26 protein-coding genes are annotated in these 19,572 nt (G+C 75.3%); 16 read left to right on the top strand and 10 right to left on the bottom strand.

Annotated features, from left to right (window positions below; genetic code table 11):
- Positions 1 to 52: 52 nt before the first annotated feature.
- On the top strand, positions 53 to 550 hold the full coding sequence (locus O2W20_RS17880) for an SDR family NAD(P)-dependent oxidoreductase (RefSeq protein ID WP_269171820.1): 498 nt from the start codon (positions 53 to 55) through the stop codon (positions 548 to 550).
- A complete protein-coding gene (locus tag O2W20_RS17875) occupies positions 547 to 810 on the top strand; it encodes an SDR family oxidoreductase (protein WP_269171821.1) in 264 nt (87 codons plus the stop codon). The genes O2W20_RS17880 and O2W20_RS17875 overlap by 4 nt, the downstream gene beginning before the upstream one ends.
- An 18-nt stretch (positions 811 to 828) precedes the next feature.
- On the opposite strand, the gene O2W20_RS17870 is transcribed toward O2W20_RS17875, so the two are convergent.
- A complete protein-coding gene (locus tag O2W20_RS17870) occupies positions 829 to 1,224 on the bottom strand; it encodes an SRPBCC family protein (protein WP_269171822.1) in 396 nt (131 codons plus the stop codon).
- Between the two features lie 62 nt (positions 1,225 to 1,286).
- Here O2W20_RS17870 and O2W20_RS17865 point away from each other — a divergent pair, with 62 nt between their 5' ends.
- The 3 genes from O2W20_RS17865 (at position 1,287) to O2W20_RS17855 (ending at position 3,975) form a co-directional block, all read left to right on the top strand.
- On the top strand, positions 1,287 to 1,958 hold the full coding sequence (locus tag O2W20_RS17865; protein ID WP_269171823.1) for a hypothetical protein: 672 nt from the start codon (positions 1,287 to 1,289) through the stop codon (positions 1,956 to 1,958).
- A gap of 100 nt (positions 1,959 to 2,058) precedes the next feature.
- Entirely contained in the window at positions 2,059 to 2,982 is a 924-nt protein-coding gene (locus O2W20_RS17860; RefSeq protein WP_269171824.1) for a DMT family transporter, read from the top strand.
- A 168-nt stretch (positions 2,983 to 3,150) separates the two neighbouring features.
- Entirely contained in the window at positions 3,151 to 3,975 is an 825-nt protein-coding gene (locus O2W20_RS17855) for a sulfite exporter TauE/SafE family protein (protein ID WP_269171930.1), read from the top strand.
- Here O2W20_RS17855 and O2W20_RS17850 read toward each other — a convergent pair.
- Positions 3,968 to 4,357, bottom strand: coding sequence for an ArsR/SmtB family transcription factor (locus O2W20_RS17850; protein ID WP_269171825.1), 390 nt, complete (start codon positions 4,355 to 4,357; stop codon positions 3,968 to 3,970). The two genes, O2W20_RS17855 and O2W20_RS17850, sit on opposite strands and share 8 nt — an antisense overlap.
- Positions 4,358 to 4,474: 117 nt before the next feature.
- Here O2W20_RS17850 and arsB point away from each other — a divergent pair, with 117 nt between their 5' ends.
- The 5 genes from arsB to O2W20_RS17825 are packed head-to-tail and all read left to right on the top strand — an operon-like array spanning position 4,475 to position 8,511.
- The gene (gene arsB / locus O2W20_RS17845) at positions 4,475 to 5,605 is read left to right on the top strand and encodes an ACR3 family arsenite efflux transporter (protein ID WP_269171826.1); all 1,131 of its coding nucleotides are present in this window, start codon (positions 4,475 to 4,477) and stop codon (positions 5,603 to 5,605) included.
- Positions 5,602 to 6,243 carry an arsenate-mycothiol transferase ArsC gene (locus tag O2W20_RS17840; protein ID WP_269171827.1) on the top strand — a complete coding sequence of 214 codons (642 nt, stop codon included), beginning with the start codon at positions 5,602 to 5,604 and terminating at the stop codon, positions 6,241 to 6,243. Before arsB ends, O2W20_RS17840 begins: the two co-directional genes overlap by 4 nt.
- The gene (locus O2W20_RS17835) at positions 6,240 to 7,649 is read left to right on the top strand and encodes an FAD-dependent oxidoreductase (RefSeq protein ID WP_269171828.1); all 1,410 of its coding nucleotides are present in this window, start codon (positions 6,240 to 6,242) and stop codon (positions 7,647 to 7,649) included. The genes O2W20_RS17840 and O2W20_RS17835 overlap by 4 nt, the downstream gene beginning before the upstream one ends.
- Before the next feature lie 26 nt (positions 7,650 to 7,675).
- Positions 7,676 to 8,089 (top strand): arsenate reductase ArsC, encoded by a 414-nt coding sequence (locus O2W20_RS17830; protein WP_269171829.1) that lies wholly within the window; start codon positions 7,676 to 7,678, stop codon positions 8,087 to 8,089.
- The gene (locus tag O2W20_RS17825) at positions 8,086 to 8,511 is read left to right on the top strand and encodes an arsenate-mycothiol transferase ArsC (RefSeq protein WP_269171830.1); all 426 of its coding nucleotides are present in this window, start codon (positions 8,086 to 8,088) and stop codon (positions 8,509 to 8,511) included. The genes O2W20_RS17830 and O2W20_RS17825 overlap by 4 nt, the downstream gene beginning before the upstream one ends.
- Before the next feature lie 38 nt (positions 8,512 to 8,549).
- On the opposite strand, the gene O2W20_RS17820 is transcribed toward O2W20_RS17825, so the two are convergent.
- Complete coding sequence (locus O2W20_RS17820; protein ID WP_269171831.1) at positions 8,550 to 8,873, bottom strand: hypothetical protein; 324 nt, start codon at positions 8,871 to 8,873, stop codon at positions 8,550 to 8,552.
- A 202-nt stretch (positions 8,874 to 9,075) separates the two neighbouring features.
- Here O2W20_RS17820 and O2W20_RS17815 point away from each other — a divergent pair, with 202 nt between their 5' ends.
- Entirely contained in the window at positions 9,076 to 10,329 is a 1,254-nt protein-coding gene (locus tag O2W20_RS17815) for an APC family permease (protein ID WP_269171832.1), read from the top strand.
- Between the two features lie 22 nt (positions 10,330 to 10,351).
- Here the strand turns inward: O2W20_RS17815 and O2W20_RS17810 are convergent, their stop codons facing one another.
- Positions 10,352 to 11,764, bottom strand: a complete 1,413-nt coding sequence (locus tag O2W20_RS17810) for an FAD-dependent oxidoreductase (RefSeq protein WP_269171833.1) — start codon at positions 11,762 to 11,764, stop codon at positions 10,352 to 10,354.
- A gap of 100 nt (positions 11,765 to 11,864) precedes the next feature.
- On the opposite strand from O2W20_RS17810, the gene O2W20_RS17805 reads away from it, so the two are divergent.
- Positions 11,865 to 12,224: an ArsR/SmtB family transcription factor gene (locus O2W20_RS17805; RefSeq protein WP_269156817.1), complete on the top strand. Its 360-nt coding sequence runs from the start codon at positions 11,865 to 11,867 to the stop codon at positions 12,222 to 12,224.
- A 56-nt stretch (positions 12,225 to 12,280) separates the two neighbouring features.
- Positions 12,281 to 12,721, top strand: a complete 441-nt coding sequence (locus tag O2W20_RS17800) for a MerR family DNA-binding protein (RefSeq protein WP_269171834.1) — start codon at positions 12,281 to 12,283, stop codon at positions 12,719 to 12,721.
- A gap of 128 nt (positions 12,722 to 12,849) precedes the next feature.
- Here O2W20_RS17800 and O2W20_RS17795 read toward each other — a convergent pair whose 3' ends face one another.
- Positions 12,850 to 13,659 (bottom strand): DUF998 domain-containing protein, encoded by an 810-nt coding sequence (locus tag O2W20_RS17795; protein WP_269171835.1) that lies wholly within the window; start codon positions 13,657 to 13,659, stop codon positions 12,850 to 12,852.
- A 49-nt stretch (positions 13,660 to 13,708) separates the two neighbouring features.
- Between O2W20_RS17795 and O2W20_RS17790 the strand changes: the two genes are divergently transcribed.
- Positions 13,709 to 14,041, top strand: a complete 333-nt coding sequence (locus O2W20_RS17790; protein ID WP_269156815.1) for a YnfA family protein — start codon at positions 13,709 to 13,711, stop codon at positions 14,039 to 14,041.
- A gap of 9 nt (positions 14,042 to 14,050) precedes the next feature.
- Here O2W20_RS17790 and O2W20_RS17785 read toward each other — a convergent pair whose 3' ends face one another.
- The gene (locus O2W20_RS17785) at positions 14,051 to 14,476 is read right to left on the bottom strand and encodes a hypothetical protein (protein ID WP_269171836.1); all 426 of its coding nucleotides are present in this window, start codon (positions 14,474 to 14,476) and stop codon (positions 14,051 to 14,053) included.
- 103 nt (positions 14,477 to 14,579) lie between these two features.
- On the opposite strand from O2W20_RS17785, the gene O2W20_RS17780 reads away from it, so the two are divergent.
- Positions 14,580 to 16,097, top strand: a complete 1,518-nt coding sequence (locus O2W20_RS17780) for a Mur ligase family protein (RefSeq protein WP_269171837.1) — start codon at positions 14,580 to 14,582, stop codon at positions 16,095 to 16,097.
- 45 nt (positions 16,098 to 16,142) lie between these two features.
- Complete coding sequence (locus tag O2W20_RS17775; RefSeq protein WP_269171838.1) at positions 16,143 to 17,354, top strand: MFS transporter; 1,212 nt, start codon at positions 16,143 to 16,145, stop codon at positions 17,352 to 17,354.
- Positions 17,355 to 17,450: 96 nt separating this feature from the next.
- Here the strand turns inward: O2W20_RS17775 and O2W20_RS17770 are convergent, their stop codons facing one another.
- From O2W20_RS17770 to O2W20_RS17755, 4 genes are all read right to left on the bottom strand, one after another.
- Complete coding sequence (locus O2W20_RS17770; RefSeq protein WP_269171839.1) at positions 17,451 to 17,654, bottom strand: hypothetical protein; 204 nt, start codon at positions 17,652 to 17,654, stop codon at positions 17,451 to 17,453.
- 72 nt (positions 17,655 to 17,726) lie between these two features.
- A complete protein-coding gene (locus tag O2W20_RS17765) occupies positions 17,727 to 18,116 on the bottom strand; it encodes a hypothetical protein (RefSeq protein ID WP_269171840.1) in 390 nt (129 codons plus the stop codon).
- 18 nt (positions 18,117 to 18,134) lie between these two features.
- Positions 18,135 to 18,488, bottom strand: a complete 354-nt coding sequence (locus tag O2W20_RS17760; RefSeq protein WP_269171841.1) for a hypothetical protein — start codon at positions 18,486 to 18,488, stop codon at positions 18,135 to 18,137.
- Between the two features lie 103 nt (positions 18,489 to 18,591).
- On the bottom strand, positions 18,592 to 19,572 hold the full coding sequence (locus O2W20_RS17755; protein WP_269171842.1) for a helix-turn-helix domain-containing protein: 981 nt from the start codon (positions 19,570 to 19,572) through the stop codon (positions 18,592 to 18,594).

Genomic DNA, 19,572 nt, shown 5'->3' with positions numbered 1-19,572 from the left:
CGGGGCACTGGGGCTCCGGGGCCGCACCGGTCGGCCCGGGGAAGAGGGACGCATGACCGAGAACAGCCGGCCGTTGCAGGGGAAGGTCGCCCTGGTCACCGGGGCCTCGTCGGGGATCGGCGAGGCCACCGCGGCCGCGCTGGCCGAAGCGGGGGCGGCGGTCGCCATCGGCGCCCGGCGCAAGGACCGGCTCGACGCGCTGGCCACGAAGCTGCGCGACGACGGTGCCCGGGTGCTGCAGCTGGACCTGGACGTCACCGACGAGCAGGCCTGCACCGCGGCGGTCGCCCGCACCCGCGAGGAGCTGGGCGGGCTCGACGTCCTGGTGAACAACGCCGGGGTGATGCTGCTGGGCACCATCGTCGGCGCGGACTCCGACGACTGGCGCCGCATGATCGACACCAACGTGCTGGGCGTGCTGTACATGACCCACGCGGCGATCGAGGGCATGGTCGAGCAGGGGTCGGGCGACGTGGTGAACATGTCCAGCGTCGCCGGCCGGACCGCCGCAAGGGCGCCGGGGTCTACAACGCCAGCAAGTGGGCGGTGAACGCCTTCAGTGAGTCACTGCGCCAGGAGGTCACCGGCCGCGGGGTGCGGATCAGCCTGGTCGAGCCGGGCGCGGTGGCCACCGAGCTGACCGACCACATCACCCAGCCCGAGGCCAAGCGGGCCTCGCAGGAGATGGCCGCGGGGATGACCCGGCTGCAGGCCGAGGACATCGCCCGGGCCGTGCTCTACGTGGTCAGCCAGCCGAGCCACGTGGCGGTCAACGAGGTCCTGGTGCGCCCCACCGACCAGGAGCGCTGAGCCCCCCAGCAGTGGGGGTCAGCCGGCCTCGAGCACCCGCTTCAGGGTCTCGAGGTCGGCGGACACCGCCGCGGCGTCGGCCTCGAACTCCTCGGCCGGTGCGCCGGCCGCCCGGCGGAGGGTGAAGACCACCTCACTGCCGGCGCCGTCGGCGAGCACCCGCACCGGGTTGGTGGTGGTCGTGCCGTCGGGCAGGACGACGTCGTGGTCGAGCACCCCGTACTCGTTGACCGGCACGAACCGCACCAGCACCCGGCCCATCGGGGAGTCGGCCACCCACTCGCCCCGCTCCCGTCGGATCCCGCTGGCCAGGCCGGCGGCCCACAGCGGCAGGTGGGCCGGGTCGCGGACCCAGGAGTAGACCGCAGCGGCGGGGCGGTCGATGGAGACGGTCAGGTGGCGGGACTCGGTCATGCCCGCATGGTGCCGCAGGCCGCCGACTGGAGGTCCACTCGCGCCTGCGGCACGCTGCCGCCGTGGACGGCACCTCCCCGCGAACCGGACCTGCGCAGACGGACGACGACCGGCGGTGGGCCGAGGCCGCGTCGGTGCTCCACGGCGTGCCGAGCAGCTCCGCAGAGCGGCGGCTGCGCCGTTCCCGGCTGCTCCGCTGGTCGTGGGTGCTCGCCGGGATGCTGCTGGCGCTGGCCGGCGGGGTGCTCCTGGCGGTGCTGGCCGGTGCGGCGCTGGTGCCCGACCCGGACCCGTCCGGCGGGTGGGTGGTGGTCGGCCTCGTCGTCCAGGGCGCCGGCCTGGTGGTGATGACCGGCTACCTGGTCGTCGCGTGGCGGGTCGGGCTGTTCCGGGTCGCGTGGTGGCAGCGGCAGCCGACCAGCGTGCTCAGCCGGGCCCAGCGACGCGGACTGCGCGCGCAGGTGCGGGGCCGTACGGAGGTCGACCCGGCGCGGCTGCCGCTGGCCCGGGACCTGGCCCGACGTCTGGTGCTGCAGCAGTACCAGGCGCTGCTGATCGTCGGCGTCGTCCTCCAGCAGGTGGGGCGCACGATCGGTGCGCCGACGCGGCTGAACGTGGTGATCACCGTGCTGGTCGGAGGAGGTCTCGTGGTGGCCGCCGTGCTGATGCGCCGGGAGGCCGGGCGGGCGGAGCGGTTCCTCGCCGACCACCCGGACCCCGGGTCTCCGGTCTGACCGCATCGATCCGGCCATCGTCCGGGACGGGACGGCCAATGCGGCTGCGACGACCGGAAACCGCCGGATCCCGTCGGCGGCGCCCCCTAGCGTCCGGTGCGTGTCCAGCCCCGTCCCGCGCGAACCGCTCACCCTCCTCGCCGTCAGCGTCACCGTCCTGGCGTGGGCGTCGGCGTTCATCGGCATCCGCGCGGTGGGCGAGGACCTGTCACCCGGGGCGCTGGCGCTCGGCCGGCTGGCCGTCGGCACTGCCGTCCTCGGCGCGCTGCTCGCCCGGCGCGGCTGGGTGGCACCGACCGCGGGGGAGTGGCGCCTGCTCGCCGTCTGCGGGATCGGCTGGTTCGGCATCTACAACGTGGCGCTCAACGCCGCCGAGCAGCACCTGGACGCCGGCACCACGGCGATGCTGGTCAACATCGGCCCGGTGCTGATCGCGGTCTTCGCCGGCCTGCTGCTGGGTGAGGGCTTCCCGCGCTGGCTGGTCATCGGCCTGGGCGTCGCCTTCTGCGGGGTGCTGCTGATCGGCTTCGCCACCCGCAGCGCCGGTGCCGACCTGCTGGGGGTCGCGCTGTGCGTGGTCGCGGCGGTCACCTACGCCGCGGGCGTGGTGGCGCAGAAGCCGTTGCTGCGCCGTCTGCCCGCGCTGCAGGTGACCTTCACCGCCTGCGCCATGGGGGCGGTCTGCTGCCTGCCCTGGGCCGGCGTGCTCGTCGACGAGCTGGGCACCGCGCCCGCCTCCTCGATCGTCGTCACCGTCTACCTCGGGGCGGTGCCGACCGCGCTGGCCTTCAGCACCTGGGCCTACGCGCTGCGCCGGATGGACGCCGGCCGGCTCGGGGCGACCACCTACCTGGTGCCGCCGATCGTCGTGCTGCTGGGCTGGGGTCTGCTGGACGAGGTGCCGCCAGCGCTGGCCGTCGTCGGTGGCAGCGTCTGCCTGCTGGGCGTCGCCCTGTCCCGCCGACGCGCCCGGGCGACCGGGCCCGTGCCGGTGCCGCAGGAGGCCGGGACCTCGACGGTGTGAGCGGCATCCTCCGGCGGGCGCGTGGTGGCCGGCGACGGAGTTGCCGAGCTCTCACGCGTCGTCTCACGGGCCGAGGGTGGGTGGTAAGCAGACTCTCCGTGACAGGCCGTGCCGTCCCGTTCCGCTGACGGGAGACGACCGGGCCGAGGAGAGGGGTTCGTGGCCGGGATGACGGACGTGTTCCCGGGTGACCTGCTCCCGGCGGGGCTGACCCCCGAGGTGCTCGTGCTCGTGCTGGTCGCGGCACTGGCGGCCGGGTGGATCGACGCCGTCGTCGGTGGCGGCGGCCTCCTGCAGCTGCCCGCGTTGTTGCTGGTCCCGGGGATGAGCCCGGTCCAGGCCCTCGCGACCAACAAACTGGCCTCCGTCTTCGGCACCACGACGAGCGCCGTCACCTACTACCGGCGCGTGCACCCCGACCTGCGGACCGCCCTCCCGATGGCGGGGGTCGCCCTGGTGTGCAGCTTCGCGGGCGCCTCGGTGGCCGCAGCGCTGCCGGCCAGCGTGTTCAAACCGGTCATCGTGGTCGCGCTCATCGCGATCGCGGCGTTCACCGTGCTGCGTCCCTCCCTCGGGGAGGTGACCGCGCTGCGCCACAGCGGCCGTCGCCACCACGGCGTCGCCGCAGTGACGGGCGCCGGGATCGGCTTCTACGACGGCATCCTCGGGCCGGGCACCGGGTCGTTCCTGGTGTTCGCCATGGTCTCGCTGCTGGGGTACGACTTCCTCCACGCCAGTGCCAAGGCCAAGATCGTCAACGTCGCCACCAACCTGGGGGCCCTGCTCTTCTTCGCGCCCTACGGCGCGGTCTTCTGGGGTCTGGGGCTCCTCCTCGGTGCGGCCAACACGTTCGGGGCCTACCTGGGTGCCCGGACGGCGACCGCCCGGGGCAGCCGCTTCATCCGGATCGTCTTCCTGGTCGTCGTGACCGCGCTGATCGGCCGGGTCGGCTGGGACGTCTGGACGGAGAACCTGCGGCCTCTCCTCAGCTGAGGTCGCTGTGCTGCCGGACACCGGGCAGTGCGGTCACGACCGCGTCCAGTGCCCCGGGCACCAGGGAGAAGTAGGCCCAGACGCCGCGCTTGTCGCGGGCGAGGAAGCCGGCGTCCACCAGCACCTTGAGGTGGTGGGACACGGTCGGCTGGGACAGGCCCAGCGGTTCGGTCAGGTCGCAGACGCAGACCTCGCGGCCCTCGTTGCCGGCCACCAGGGCGAGCACCCGCAGCCGCGCCGGGTCGGCCAGGGCCTTCAGCGTGCGGGCCAGGTCGGCGGCCTGCTCGGCGCTCATCGCGCCGGCGAGCTCGGCAGGGGAGCACCCGGGTGCCCCCACGTCGACCAGCTCGAGGTCCAGCCCCGCCGTTCGGCTGCTGTTCACCCGGCCAGTATCGGTGTGGCATTGACGGCTGTCGATACCCCCGGCATCCTCTGGGACAGATAGACCGACGTCGATGCACAGCCTCCCTCACCGGGGGGCAGAGGAGCAGCCCACCCCATGAGCGATCTCGCCGCGGAGACCCCCCGCTCCGGCACCGACCTCGAGACCCCGGTGCTGGCCCGGTTGTCGACCCTGGACCGCTTCCTGCCGGTGTGGATCGTCGCCGCGATGGTGCTCGGCCTGCTGCTCGGCCGGTTCGTCCCCGGGCTGGACGACGCGCTGGACGCCGTCCGGGTCGGTGAGGTGAGCCTGCCGATCGCCATCGGGCTGCTGCTGATGATGTACCCGGTGCTGGCCAAGGTGCGGTACTCCGAGCTGGACCGGGTCACTGGCGACCGCAAGCTCCTCGGCGCCTCGCTGGCGCTGAACTGGCTCGTCGGCCCGGCGTTGATGTTCGCGCTCGCCTGGTTGCTGCTGCCGGACCTGCCCGAGTACCGCACCGGGCTGATCATCGTGGGCCTGGCCCGCTGCATCGCCATGGTGCTGATCTGGAACGACCTGTCCTGCGGTGACCGCGAGGCCGGCGCCGTGCTCGTGGCGATCAACTCGGTGTTCCAGATCCTCGCCTTCGCCGTCCTCGGCTGGTTCTACCTCCAGGTGCTGCCCGGCTGGCTGGGGTTGTCGACCACGTCGGCGGAGTTCAGCTTCTGGGCGATCGTGCTCTCGGTGCTGGTCTTCCTCGGCATCCCGCTGCTCGCCGGCTTCCTCACCCGCACGATCGGCGAGCGCGCCAAGGGCCGCGACTGGTACGAGGGCCGGTTCCTGCCGAAGATCGGCCCGGTCGCCCTCTACGGCCTGCTGTTCACCATCGTCATGCTCTTCGCGCTGCAGGGCGACGCGATCACCTCGAACCCGTGGGACGTCGCCCGGATCGCGCTGCCGCTGCTGGCCTACTTCGCGCTGATGTTCGGCGGCTCGTTCCTGCTCGGCATGCGGCTCGGGCTGGGCTACGCCAAGACCGCGACGCTGGCCTTCACCGCGGCCGGCAACAACTTCGAGCTCGCCATCGCCGTCGCGATCGGCACCTTCGGCGTCACCTCCGGCCAGGCGCTGGCCGGCGTCGTCGGCCCGCTGATCGAGGTCCCGGTGCTGGTCGGGCTGGTCTACGTCTCCCTCTGGGCCGCCCGCCGCTGGTTCCCGGGCGACCCCACCGTCCCGGCACCCCGTACCGAAGGAGCGTCCCGATGACCTCGACACCCCGGTTCGTCGGGCTGCTGGACCCCGAGGTGGTGCTCCGGCGGCACGTCGAGGACCTGTCGGCCCGGTTCGCCGGCATGGTCAGCGCGGAGACCGTCGAGCGGATGGTCTTCGAGTCCTACGCCGCCCTGGGTCGCACCGCCCGGGTCAAGACGCACCTGCCGGTGCTCACCTGCCGCTTCGCCACCGAGCGGCTCACGGCCCTGGCCCAGGCCAAGGGGGCGCTGGCGAAGGGGGCGCCCGAGGTGCTGTTCGTCTGCGTGCAGAACGCCGGTCGGTCGCAGATGGCCGCGGCCATGGTGGAGCACCTGTCCGAGGGGCGCGTGCACGTCCGGTCGGCGGGCTCGATGCCCGCCGACCAGGTCGACCCGGTCGTGCTGGAGGTGCTGGAGGCTCGCGGCATGACGGTGACCGACGCCTTCCCCAAGCCGCTCACCGACGACGTCGTCCAGGCCGCCGACGTGGTGATCACCATGGGTTGCGGGGACGCCTGCCCGGTCTACCCGGGCAAGCGGTACCTGGATTGGAACGTGGTTGACCCGGCCGGCCGGCCACCGGCCGAGGTGGAGGCGATCGCCGCCGACGTCGAGGGGCGGGTGCGGGAGCTGCTCGCCGAGTTCGGCGCATGAGCCGCCGTCTGGTCGTCATCGGCGGCAGCGACGCCGGCATCTCCGCCGGGCTGCGGGCGCGCGAGGTCGACCCGACCGCCGAGGTCACCGTGGTGGTGGCCGACGCGTACCCGAACTTCTCCATCTGCGGGATCCCGTACCTGGTGTCCGGGGACGTGCAGCCCTGGCAGTCCCTGGCCCACCGCAGCCACGCCGACCTCGAGGCGGCCGGGCTGACCCTGCGGGTCGACACCCGCGCCACCGCCATCGATGTCGCGGGTCGGCAGGTGACCGTGACCTCCCCGGACGGCGCACCGGAACAGCTGGACTACGACGAGCTCGTCGTCGGCACCGGCGCCGTCCCGGCCGTGCCTCGGATGACCGGGCTCGGCGGACCGGACGGTCTCGGGACGGATGACGGCGTCCACCTGCTGCACACCATCGACGACACCCATGCCCTGCTGGCCGGCCTGACCGGTCGCACGGTGCGCTCGGTGCTGATCGTGGGTGCCGGGTACATCGGCGTGGAGATGGCGGAGGCGTTCGTCGCCCGGGGCATCGCCACCACCGTGGCCCAGCGCCCCGCCGAGGTGCTCGCCACCGTCGACCCCGAGCTGGGCGCGCTCGTCCGCAGCGAGATGGTGGCCCGCGGCGTCGAGGTGCTCACCGGCACCGGAGTCACCGGCCTGGCCCGCACCGCCGACGCCCGGGTCGCGGTCTCCGGGGACGGGTTGCACCGGACCTTCGACCTGGTGCTCGTCGTGGCCGGGGTCCGCCCCGACGTGCAGCTGCTGGTCGACGCCGGGGCGAGCACCGGTGCCGGCGGCGCGGTGGTGGTGGACGAGACGATGGCCACCGGGCTGCCGCACGTCTGGGCGGCCGGGGACTGCGTGGTCACCCACCACCGGTTGATGGGCGTCACCTACCTGCCGCTGGGCACCACGGCCCACAAGCAGGGTCGGGTCGCCGGGGCCAACGCCGTCGGCGGGCACGCCCGCTTCGCCGGCAGCGTCGGCACCCAGGTGGTGAAGGTCTTCGGTCTGGTCGCCGCCCGCACCGGTCTGCTCGAGCACGAGGCGCTGGCCGCCGGCTTCCGCCCGGTCACCACCCAGTCGAGCCCGGACGACCACAAGGCCTACTACCCGGGGGCCCAGCCGATCACGATCCGGGTCACCGCCGACGCCGACACCGGCCGGTTGCTCGGCGCCCAGCTGGTCGGGCGGCTGGGCAGCGAGGTGGCCAAGCGCGCCGACGTCTACGCCACCGCCCTGTTCCACGGCATGACCGTCGACGGCATGGCCGACCTGGACCTGGCCTACACCCCGCCCTTGAGCTCACCCTGGGACGCGGTGCAACTGGCCGCCCAGGCCTGGAGCTCCGAACACCGACCCCCTGCGCCCGCCGCACGAGCTGCGGCGTTGGCGTGAGCAGCCCCCTGAACGAGGAGACACCCGTGAACGACCGCCCCAGCGTCCTGTTCGTCTGCGTGCACAACGCCGGCCGTTCCCAGATGGCCGCCGGCTGGCTCCGTCACCTCGCCGGCGACGGCGTCGAGGTGCGCTCGGCCGGTTCGGTGCCCGGCGACCAGGTCAACCCCTCGGCTGTGGCCGCGATGGCCGAGGTCGGCATCGACATCTCCGACCAGCGGCCCAAGGTGCTGACCACCGACGCCGTCGAGGCCTCCGACGTGGTGATCACCATGGGCTGCGGGGACGCCTGCCCGGTCTTCCCCGGCAAGCGGTACCTCGACTGGGCGCTGGAGGACCCGGCCGGCAAGGGCGTGGAGTCCGTGCGCCCCATCCGGGACGAGATCGAGACGCGCATCCGGGGGCTGATCACCGAGCTCCAGGTGCCGGTCGCGCCGTGACCGGCCGACCCCAGGTGCTGTTCGTCTGCGTGCACAACGCGGGCAAGTCCCAGCTCGCCGCCGGTCTGATGCGGGACCTGGCCGGGGACGCCGTCGAGGTGCGCTCCGCCGGGACGGCACCGGGTGAGGCGGTCGACGAGGAGTCCGCGCACTCCCTGGCCGAGGTCGGCATCGACATCACCGCGGAGCGTCCCAAGCCGCTCACCGATCAGCTGGTGCGGGACGCCGACGTCGTGGTCACCCTCGGCCGGGAGGCCCGGGTGGTGCCGGTGCCCGGCACCCGCTTCCTGACCTGGGACGTCGACGAGCCCTCCGCGCGCGGCATCGAGGGGATGGCCCGGACGCGGCTGGTCCGGGACGACATCGCCCGGCAGGTGCGGTCGCTGGCCACCGAGCTCGGCGTCGGCCTGCGCCAGCGATGAGCCGGTCGTCCGTGCGGGACCGGGGACGCGGCCCCCGGTCAGGTCGTCGCCTCGGCCCCCTGAGCGGCGACCAGGTGGGTGACCGTGACGCCGGTGACCTTGCGCAGCCGGGACGGGAGGTCGCGGTGCAGCCACCGCGAGAGCCCCTGGGGCAGCGTGGAGACGATGATCTCGTCGGCGGTGAAGTGGCGCAGCGTGGTGCGGACCGCCTCCAGGGCGTCCGGGTCTCCCACCTCGCCGGTGACCGTGGCCCCCAGCGACCCGAGCTGGTCGAGGGCGTGGTCCAGGCGCTGCGCCGCGAGCGCGTAGGCGCGGTCGGCCGGAGCGGGGCCCAGGTGCCGGTAGGCGCTGGGGACGTCCACTGGTCGTCCAGTGGGGTGGCCGGCGCCACGACGTGGAACTCGTGCGTCTCGGCGGCGACCCGCTCCTCCACGGCCGCGCTGAGGGTGTCGGTGGTGAGGGTCTGGTTGGCGACGATCAGGCAGCGGCGCATCCTCGTCCTCCCGTGGGGTCGGGCATCCACTGTGACCCACGTCATGGTCGCGCGCCAGGCCTGGTGCTGCGGTGAGCGCCGGACCGGGTCTGTCCCGCCGGCTCGGCACCGGCGACGCCGTCGGCATCGGGCTGGGTTCGATGATCGGGGCGGGCGTGTTCGCCGCCTTCGCCCCGGCCGCGCAGGCCGCCGGTGCCGGCCTGCTGATCGGGCTGGCGATCGCCGCCGTGGTCGCCTGGTGCAACGCCACCGCCTCGGCCCAGCTCGCCGCGCAGTACCCCGCCTCCGGTGGCACCTACGTCTACGGGCGGGAGCGGCTCGGGGACTGGTGGGGCTTCCTCGCCGGCTGGGGGTTCGTGATCGGCAAGACGGCCAGCTGCGCGGCGATGGCGCTCACCTTCGCCGCGTACGCCGCGCCGGCCGGCTGGCAGCGCCCGGTCGCGGTGGCCGCGGTGCTCGCGCTCACCGCGACGAACTACCGCGGCGTGACCCGCACCGCCGGGCTGACCCGGGTGATCGTCACCGTCGTGCTGGCCGCGCTGGCCGTCGCGGTCGCCGCGATGCTGCTCGGCGATCCGTCGGGCCGGACGGCGTCGGGGGACTGGGCGATCGAGGGCGGCGTCCTCGGGGTGCTGCAGTCGGCCGGGTTGTTGTTCTTCGCCTTCGCCGGCTACGCGCGCATCGCGACCATGGGCGAGGAGGTCCGCGACCCGGCGCGGACCATCCCGCGTGCGATCCAGCTGGCGCTGGGGCTCACCGTCGCGGTCTACCTGGTGGTCGCGGTGTCGCTGCTGACGACGCTGGGCGCCGACGGCGTCGCGGCCACCGCCGAACCGCTGGCCGCCGCCGTGGCCGCCGGCAGCTGGGACTGGGCCGGGCCGGTGGTGCGGATCGGCGCGGCCGCCGCGGCGCTCGGCGCGCTGCTGGCCCTGATCGCCGGCGTCGGCCGGACCAGCCTGGCGATGGGCCGGCAGGGTGACCTGCCGCGGTACCTGGCCGCGGTGCACCCGCGCTTCTCCGTGCCGCACCGGGCCGAGGTGGCCGTCGGCGTCGTCGTCTGTCTGCTCGTGCTGACCGTCGACCTGCGCGGCGCGATCGGCTTCTCCTCCTTCGGGGTGTTGCTCTACTACGCCGTCGCCAACGCCGCGGCGTTCACCCAGGACGGCGAGCACCGCCGGTTCCCCCGGGCGCTGCAGGTCCTCGGCCTGGTGGGCTGCCTGGTGCTGGTGGCGACCCTGCCGTGGCAGGCCGTGGTCGCCGGCACCGCGGTCTTCGCCGTGGGGATCGCCTACCGGGCCACCCGGCTGCGGCTGGCGGCCCGGTGACCTCTTGACGGGCGTGAGGGGGTCACCGGCCTGGGGAGGAGGCCCCGGAACCGACCGGCTGCGGGGCCGCGCCGCAGCAGCTCGCCGCGTCCGGCTCCTCGGCCGACCACCCGTGGGCACTGCCGGTCGGGAAGCCGACGCCGGCGGACTCGGCGGCCTCCCGGTCGCCCAGGTCGGTGCTGCAGACGCCGGTCGAGGGCAGGTGCAGCTGCACCGAGTCCGCGGCCTCGGTGTCCCCGGCCAGCGCGGCGGCGATCGAGCGCACCTGCTCGTAGCCGGTGGCCAGCAGGAACGTGGGCGCGCGCCCGTAGGACTTCATGCCCACCAGGTAGAAGCCCTCGTCGGGGTGGGCCAGGTCGCGGTGCCCGTGCGGCGGCACGGTGCCGCAGGAGTGGGAGTTCGGGTCGATCAGCGGCGCCAGCCGGGCCGGGGCCTCGAGGGCGGCGTCGAGGTCGAGCCGCACCTCACGCAGGAGGTCCAGGTCGGGGCGGAAGCCGGTCGCGGCGGCCACCGCGTCGACCGCCAGCTCCAGCGGGGCGCCGTCCCGGCCGGTGCCGAGCAGGCGCAGCCGGCCGTCACCGGTCGGTGCGAGTTCGGTCCAGGTGACCTCGCGGTGCAGCTCGACGTGCCCGGCCTGGACGGCGGCCTTCAGCGTCGATCCGAGCAGCCCGCGAGCGGGGAGCCCGTCGGAGTCACCACCGCCGTAGAGCCGGGCGGGGGAGCGGCCACGGATGGTCCAGCTGATCCGCGTGCCCGGCTCGCTCTGCTGCAGCTCCACCAGGGCCAGCAGCGTGTTCGCCGCCGAGTGGCCCATGCCGACCACCAAGGTGTGCTTCCCGGCGAACCGGGCGCGGTCCCGGCCGAGCACGTCGGGCAACGGCCCGACCAGCCAGTCGCCGGCCTGCTCCTCCCCGATCGCGGGGAGGCCGGCCGCGCCGAGCGGATTGCGCTGACCCCAGGTGCCCGAGGCGTCGACGACCGCGCGGGCGGTCAGGTCCTGCACCCGACCGCCGACGACGGTGCGCACCACGTACGCCCGGCCCTCCCGCCCGACGGTGCGGGTCTTGTCCACCCCGGCCCGGCTGACCGCGACCACCCGGGTGCCGGTGCGGACCCGGCCGGCCAGCTGCGGCGTCGCGGCCAGGGGCGCCAGGTACCGCTCGACGAGCTCGGTGCCGGTGGGCAACGCGGTCCGGTCGGGGGACTCCCAGCCGGTCGGCTCCAGCAGCCGGACGGCGGCGTCGTCGACGTCGTACTCCCACGGGGAGAACAGCCGCACGTGCCCCCAGGCCCGCACCGCGGCCGCGGGGTGGTCCCCGGCCTCCAGCACCAGTGGTTCCAGCCCCCGCTCCAGCAGGTGTGCGGCGGCGGCCAGGCCCACCGGGCCGGCGCCGATCACCACGACCGGCAGGTCGTTCGTCGTGTACGCGCTCATGCCGTGCTCACGTCCTCGCTCGTCGGTGGTCCGTCCAACGTCGAGGCACGTTAACAGCGAACGCTGTTGACAACAACCATCGTGTGGCAGACTGGTCGGCATGCGCCAGGACCTGGACGTGCGACTGCTCGACGTCGACGAGCTGACCTCTCCCGCCGACCGTGCCCGCCTGCTCGCCCCGCAGCTCAAGGCGCTCGGCGACCCGAACCGGCTGCACCTGCTGCTGCTGCTGGCCGAGGGCCCGCGCACGGTGCGGGAGCTGACCGACGCCGCCGGCATGAGTCAGACCCTGGTCAGCCACCACCTGGCGCCGTTGCGCGAGCAGGGGCTGGTCACGATCACCCCGAAGGGCCGCAGCAACGTCTACGCGCTGTGCTGCGAGGCCCTGGCCGGGCCGGTGAAGGCGCTGGCCACGCTGGCGGCGCTGACCCCCGAGGGCGCCGACGCCTGCTGCTCGTGACCGGCCGCGGTCGGGCTTGACCCTGGACCCGGGTCCAAGCCCTAGCGTCCCGGGACATGACGACGACGGCTCCCCGAGGCCTCCGGGTCGCTGACCTGGCGCGCGCGGTGGGGGTGCGCACCGACACGATCCGCTACTACGAGCGGGTCGGGCTGCTGCCTCCTCCCGCCCGCACGGCCGCTGGCTACCGCGACTACGACACCGGCGCGGTCGACCGGCTCCGGTTCATCCAGGGTGCGCAGCGCCTCGGGCTGCGGCTGGTCGACATCGGGCACCTGCTCGCCGTCCGGGACACCGGGGACTGCCCGTGCGAGCCGGCCGCCGACCTGCTCCGTCGCCGGCTGGCCGACGTCGACGCCGAGATCACCCGGCTGACCGAGCTGCGCGCGGAGATGGCGGCCATGGCCGCCGCCCTGCCGGCCCCGGGGTGTCCCGAGCCGCTCCCCGGCACCTGGTGCCCGTCGGAGGAGGGAGGTGACTGCTCATGTCCGCACTGACCTGCGACTGCGACTGCTCGACCTGCGGGTGCTGCTGACCCGCTGAGCCCCCGGCACCGGCACGCGGACGGCCATCCCGCGCCGGGCTGCGGACGGGCCGGGGTGGCCGCCCCTGCCCGCCCGGCCGGTCAGCGGTCGGCGGATCGTCCCCGCCGGGGAGCCCAGGGGTCGTCGGGGTCGAAGTCGTCGGACTCGTCCGCCGTGGTGCCTGCGGTGCTCGCGCCCGGGGCCGGGCGGGCCGCAGCCTCCAGGGCGGCGTCCCGCTCCGCGGCCCGCCGAGCCCGCTCCAGCCGGGCGTCCTCGCGAAGCTGGCGGCGGCTCGGCGTCCCGTCGGGGTTGGTCAGCGCCAGCCAGCCGTCCTTCTGCCGCCACAGCACCGCACCGGCCAGGGCGAGGCCCAGCGGCACGACGTAGCCGGCCACCCGCTCCATGCCGCCCTCGCCCAGCCCGACGAAGACGGCGGAGGCGAAGAAGATCGTCGCGATGACGCCGACCAGCCCGAGCAGCGCCAGCGTGGTGCCCAGCGCCTCCGAGCGCGGCCGCACCCCGTAGGCCATCGCGATCAGCCCGATCCCGCCGCCGAGGAAGTGCGCGCCGGCCGCGATCGCGTGGACCGTGGTGTTGCCGTCGGAGGGGAAGAGCCCGACCAGGAGCACCCCGAGCCCGGCCACCACCAGCACCGGGCGGGCCAGGCGGCCACCCGTGCCGGAGAGCCCCGGTCGCAGCAGCAGCGCGCCGGCGATGATCAGCACCCCCTGCAGGACGAAGGAGGCGTTCATCAGCAGCCGGTCGGGCGAGGTCGCCGTCCCCAGGTCGCTGATCACGTTCGCCGAGTACGAGTAGCCCTCGTACTGCAGCGCCGCGATCGCCTCGACGACGAAGAACTGCAGGGTCAGCACCCACGCGAGCCCGCCCCAGCGGTACCGGCTGTCCGTCACGGTGAGCCATGGTCCCAGCCCAGGCTGTGCGACCGGGAGACTGGCCGGTGTGACCATCCGCTCCATCGCCCTCTTCGTGCTCGCCGCCCTGCTGGAGATCGGCGGCGCCTGGCTCGTCTGGCAGGGCCTGCGGGAGCACCGCGGCTGGCTCTGGGTGGGCATCGGGATGGTGTCGCTGGCGCTCTACGGCATGGTCGCCACGCTGCAGCCGGAGGCCGCCTTCGGCCGGGTGCTCGCCGCCTACGGCGGGGTCTTCGTCGCCGGGTCGCTGCTCTGGGGGATGGCCGCCGACGGCTTCCGGCCCGACCGCTGGGACGTCGCCGGTGCGCTCGTCTGCCTGCTCGGCGTCGCACTGATCATGTACGCGCCCCGGGGCGCCTGAGCAGCTCGGTCAGGCGGTGACCCCCGCGTGGGTGAGCACGGCGGCGTACTGGCCGGGCGACAGCCACGACGGGTTGCTCCCCGCCGGCATCCGCAGCACCTCCGCCGAGCGGGTCGCCGGGTCGGCCAGCAGGTCCGCCCGGTCCACCGGGTGGGCCAGCCGGGTCCACCGGACGGCGACCGCCGGCCCGCCCGGGGCCGCGGCGTCCACCGGCCCGGCCAGCTCACCGAGGGCGTGCACCCCGGGCCGGTCGCGGCCGCTCACCCACAGCAGGCACGGCCGGCCCGGGGTCATCAGCGTCAGCCGGTAGGAGGGCCGGACGCACCGGTCCAGCACGGCGACGGCGCCGGGCCGCCAGTCGGGGAGCAGCGCCTCCGGCGGCCGGCTGCTCTTCAGCACCCAGCAGGCGACGTCCTCGGCGGTCAGCTGCGGCACGTCCGTAGCCAACCAGCTCGCCCCGCGTGTCGGCGAGGGGGACGGTGGCGCGCCACCGGATCTCGTGCTGCCGAGTGTCGGTCCCTCGCCTACCGTCGGCCGGGTGTCGCCCCCCGCGGTGCCCTGGGCATCCGTCGAGTCCCGTGCCCGCACCGTGGCCGCCGGCCCCGTCGTCCGCTCCGGCGGCGAGGACCACCTGCTGCTGCACGACCTGGTCACCGACTCCCGGGCGGTGACCCCCGGCTGCCTGTTCGCCTGCGTGCGCGGGGCGCACAGCGACGGACACCGGTTCGCCGAGTCGGCCCTGGCCCGCGGCGCCGCCGCGCTCCTCGTCGACCGGCCGCTGCCGCTGGACGCACCGCAGCTGCTGGTGCCGTCGGTCCGCGCGCTGCTGGGGCCGCTGGGCGCCCTGCTGGCCGGCGACCCCGCCGAGCACCTGCGGCTGGTCGGCGTGACCGGGAGCAACGGCAAGACGACGACCAGCACGCTGGTGCGCGGCGTGCTCGAGGCCGCCGGCGAGTGCGCTGGAGTGGTCACCACACTCGGCGCACGGGTGGCGGGTCGGACCCGCGGCACCCGGCTGACCACCCCGGAGGCGCCGGAGCTGCACGGGCTGCTGCGCTGGATGCTCGACGCAGGCGCGACCAGCGCGGTGGTGGAGGCGTCGTCGATCGCGTTGGACGTCGGCCGGGTCGACGCCGTTCACGTCGAGGTGGCGGTCTTCACCGGCTTCGAGGAGGACCACCTCGACCACCACGGCACGATCGAGCAGTACTGGGCGAGCAAGGCGCTGCTGTTCACCCCGGAGCGCACCGACAGCGCCGTCGTCGTGGTCGACGACCCGTGGGGACGCCGGCTGGCCGACCAGGCGCGGGTGCCGGTGACCCGGGTGGCCACCCGGCCGGGGGAGCCGGCCGACGTCCGGGTGCTGGCCTGGCGCACCGGCGCGGACGGCACCAGCCTGGTCGTCGAGGACGACGGCGGGCGGCACTGGGTCTGCTCGCCGCTGGTCGGCCGGGTGCACGTGGGCAACATCGCCGCCGCCTGGGCGACCGGTCGCTCGCTCGGGCTGGCGCCGGAGACCATCGCCGCGGGCCTGGCCGCGACCGCGGCACCGGCGGGGCGCAACACCCTGCTGCGCGAGCCGGGTGGGCCGCTCGTCGTCGTCGACTACGCCCACACCCCTCGGGCGCTGGCCGCCGCCGTGCAGACCGCCCGCGACCTCACCGGCCCCGGCGGCCAGGTGCACCTGGTGCTCGGGGCACGCGGACGCCGCGACCGGTACAAGCGCCAGGGGCTCGGCGTCTCCGCCCGCGCCGCGGACGTGGTGTGGCTGACCAACGAGGGCAGTCACGGGGAGCGCCCGGAGGCGATCGTCGAGGAGCTGCGGGTCGGGCTGATCGGCAGCACCGCGACCGTGCACACCGTGCTGGACCGCCGGGAGGCGATCACCGCCGCCGTGGCGGCCGCCGGCAGCCGGGACGTGGTGCTCGTCGTCGGTCGCGGCCACGAGACCACGCTGACCGACGACGGTGCCCCCGTGCCGTTCGACGACGCCGGGGTGGCGCAGGAGGCGCTGGACTCCCGGGCCGCCGAGCTGGTGGACGAGCAGGCCTGTTGACCCCCCGCGCTGGGTGCCGAGCTCCACACGGGCAGGCTCCCGGGCGTGACGACGGGGGAGTGGCCGGGCCACCGGTCCGGTGAGCCCGCCTTCCGCCGGGCCGCGACCGCCGTCTTCCTCGCCGGCATCGCCGTCTTCGTCAGCCTGTACGCCCCGCAGGCGCTGCTGCCGGAGTTCAGCCGTTCCTTCGGTGTGACCCCGGCGGCCTCGACCCTGGTCATCTCGGTCAGCACCGCCGCGCTGGCCGTGGGCCTGCTGGTGCTCGGGCCCCTGTCGGACCGCCGCGGCCGCACCGGCATCCTCCACGCCAGCCTCGCCGCCGCGGCACTGCTCGCGGTGCTGATCGCGCTGGCCCCCGGGTGGGAGGCGCTGCTGGTGCTCCGCGGGCTGCAGGGGTTCGCCCTGGCCGGACTGCCCGCCGTGGCGGTGGCCTACCTGCGCGAGGAGCTGCACCCGGCGATGAGCTCGCGGGCGATCGGGCTCTACGTCAGCGGCACCGCGATCGGCGGCCTGTCCGGCCGGTTGCTCACCGGTGTCCTCACCGAGCTGGGCGGCTGGCGGACGGCGTTGGGCGGTGCGGCCGTGGTGGCCGTCGGCTGCGCGGTCGCCGTCCGGCTGCTGCTGCCCCCCGCCCGCCGGTTCACCCCGCTGCTCCGGCAGGGGCGGCTGCTCCGCCAGCTGGGCGCGGCCTTCACCGACCCGGCGCTGCTGGCGCTGTACGGGCTGGCCGCGCTGCTGATGGGCGGGTTCGTCGCCGTGTACAACGCCGGCACGTTCCGGCTGGAGTCCGAGCCCTACTCGCTGACGCCCGCGGTGGCCGGGCTGGTGTTCCTGGCCTACCTGCTCGGTTCGGCGAGCTCACCGACCGCCGGCTGGCTGGCCGACCGGCTGGGACGGCGGGTGGTGGTGCCCGGCGCCGTGGCGCTGATGGCGGCGGGGATCGCGCTGACCCTGCCGACGCCGCTGTGGTGCGTCGTCCTGGGGCTGTGCGTGCTGACCGTCGGGTTCTTCGCCGCCCACGGCGTGGCCAGCGGCTGGGTCGCGGCGCGGGCCCAGCTGGGCGGCCGACCGGTCGGTCAGGCGGCCTCGCTGTACTCGTTCTGGTACTACGTCGGCTCCTCGGTGGGCGGCACGCTGGCCGGCCGGGCCTGGCAGGACGCCGGCTGGCCCGGGGTCGTGCTGCTCGCCGGCGGGTGTGCGCTCGCAGCCCTGGTGCTCACCGGTGCGCTCGGCCGCACCCGCTCGCTGCAGCCCTGACCCGGACGCCCTGACCCGGACGCGACGAGGGCGGCGCCCCGGGTGGTCCCGGGTGCGCCGCCCTCGTCGGAGCCGGTCGGCTCAGGCCCTGCTTGCTCAGCCCTCGGTGGCGTCGTGCTCGTAGGCGCCGGCCGGGTCAGCGTCGTCGGACTGCACCGCCTGGCGTTCGAGCTCGGTGCGGTGCTCGAGCACCTCGTCGGACAGGTGCGGGTCCTTGGCGTGCTCGGTGCGGTCCCGGGGGGCCGGCTCCTCGGGGGTCATCACGTCGTCGAGCGTCGGCTCGTCGTGCGGGCTGGTCATCGCGTCCTCCGCTCTCGTGGCCCGGCGGCTCCGGGCGGCTCCCCCTCCCCGGTATCCCGTGGCGGCGTCCCCTCAAACGGGGGGCAGCTCCACGGTCTGCTCGCCGACGTGCACCCGGGTCCGCGTGTGCGGGTCCAGCCCGGCCGGCGGCTCGATCAGCGTCGTGTGCGAGGCCAGGTCCGCGGTCATCACGTCGACGGAGCCCGGGGGGAGCGGGGCGGTCTCCCGCCGGCCGATCGTCAGCGTCAGCTCGCCGTCCTGCACCCGCGCGGTCCGGGGCACGGTGGGATGGCTGCTGCTGCCCCAGGTGGTCACCGCGAGGAGGGCGCCGCCCTCGACCCACCGGACGCCGAAGCCGGGGTGGTGATCCCCGGGGTGCGGCGGGGCCCCGATGACCGGCAGGTCCCTGCCGTCCGGCCGGCCCTGGGCGCGGACGACCGGCTGATCCTGCTCTTCCGTCATGCCGCGCACGGTAGGGGGTCAGCCCTGGCTGAGCTGCCCAGCGGGCAGCCAGGCCTCGACCAGCACCGGGCCGTGCGCGCCGACGACGGTGTAGGCGACCCGGCCGTGCCAGCCGTCCTCCCGCTGCCGCCACTCCACCAGCAGCCCCGGCCAGGTGCCGGGTGCGTCGGGCGGGTCCTGCACCCAGCAGTGCCGGCCGTGCCCGGTGCCCGCCGGACGTCGGGCCTCGGCAGCCGGTGGGGCAGGCGGCTCCGGTGGGGCAGGCGGCTCCGGCGGGGCAGGCGGCTCCGGTGGGGGAGCCGGCACCCCGGAGCGGGCGGCGCGGTCGGCCAGCGACCCGCCGTGCCGCCCGCGCTGCATCCCCCCGGCCACCCGCTCATCCTCGCACGAGATCGAACACACGTTCGACCAGCGCCCTGCTCGCGCCGAGTGGCAGCTGAGCGGGCTTCCCGGCGCCGGGATCCCCGCTCAGCTGTCACTCAGTGCGGGCGGGGGCGGGGGCGGGGGCGCCGGAAGGGGTGGGCGGGCGCTGGGCGCGCCATTCCCGGGGTGTGGTGCCGAAGGCGGCGCGGAACCGGCGGCTGAAGTGCGACGGGTCGCCGAAGCCCCACGACCGGGCGACGGCGGCGATCGGTCGGCCGCCGGGTCGCGCCAGCTCCGCGCGGGCGCCCTCCAGGCGCTGGTCGATGACCCACTGCTCCAGGCTGAACCCGGCCGCCGAGCACAGTCGGTAGAGCTGGCGGACGCTGACCGCGTGCTCGGCCGCGATGCGGGCGGCGTCGAGGTCGGGGTCGGTCAGGTGCTGGCCCACCCAGGTGCGGATGCGGGGCAGCAGGCTCTCACCCGGCACCGTCCCGCCGGCGCCGTCGGCGGAGACGAGGAGCGCCCGCACCAGCTCGACGGTGGCCACGGACAGCGCCGGCCACCCCGGGTCGGCGGCCAGCCGCTCGGCGTCCCGGGTCACCTGGGCGACGTGCGCCCGGACCAGCTCGTACAGCGGGCTCTCCGGCGCGTACGGCGCCGCCCGCCGCACGACGTCCACCGACAGCCCGAGGCGGGCGACCGGGACCTGCAGGGCGCTGCCCGCACCCTCGGTGCCGCCCCAGCAGAAGTCGTACGGGGAGGTGACGTCGGTGACCGTGAGGCTGCCGGGCGGCAGTGCGCGGCGTCGTCCGCCCTGCTCGTGCTGGCCGGTGCCACGCTCCTGCACGTAGAGCGACAGCACCGGCGGGGTGTCCGCCGGGGGTCGGCGGCGGCTGACCACCAGCGGGCCGACGACGTCGGCGCGCAGCACCGGCAGTCCGCCGAGCTGCCAGGCGTCCAGCCGCACCTGCACGGATGCTGCCGGCTCGCGCAGCCGCACCCGGGAGCTCATGCCGGCCTGCAGTCGCGCGACCACCGCGGCCGGGCGGCGGTCGGCGCCGGTGAGCTGCCGGCTGTCCAGGAGCGTGACCAT

The sequence above is a fragment of the Modestobacter sp. VKM Ac-2982 genome (assembly GCF_026967935.1).
GTDB lineage: Bacteria > Actinomycetota > Actinomycetes > Mycobacteriales > Geodermatophilaceae > Modestobacter.
This window is presented reverse-complemented; position numbering and strand designations above follow the sequence as displayed.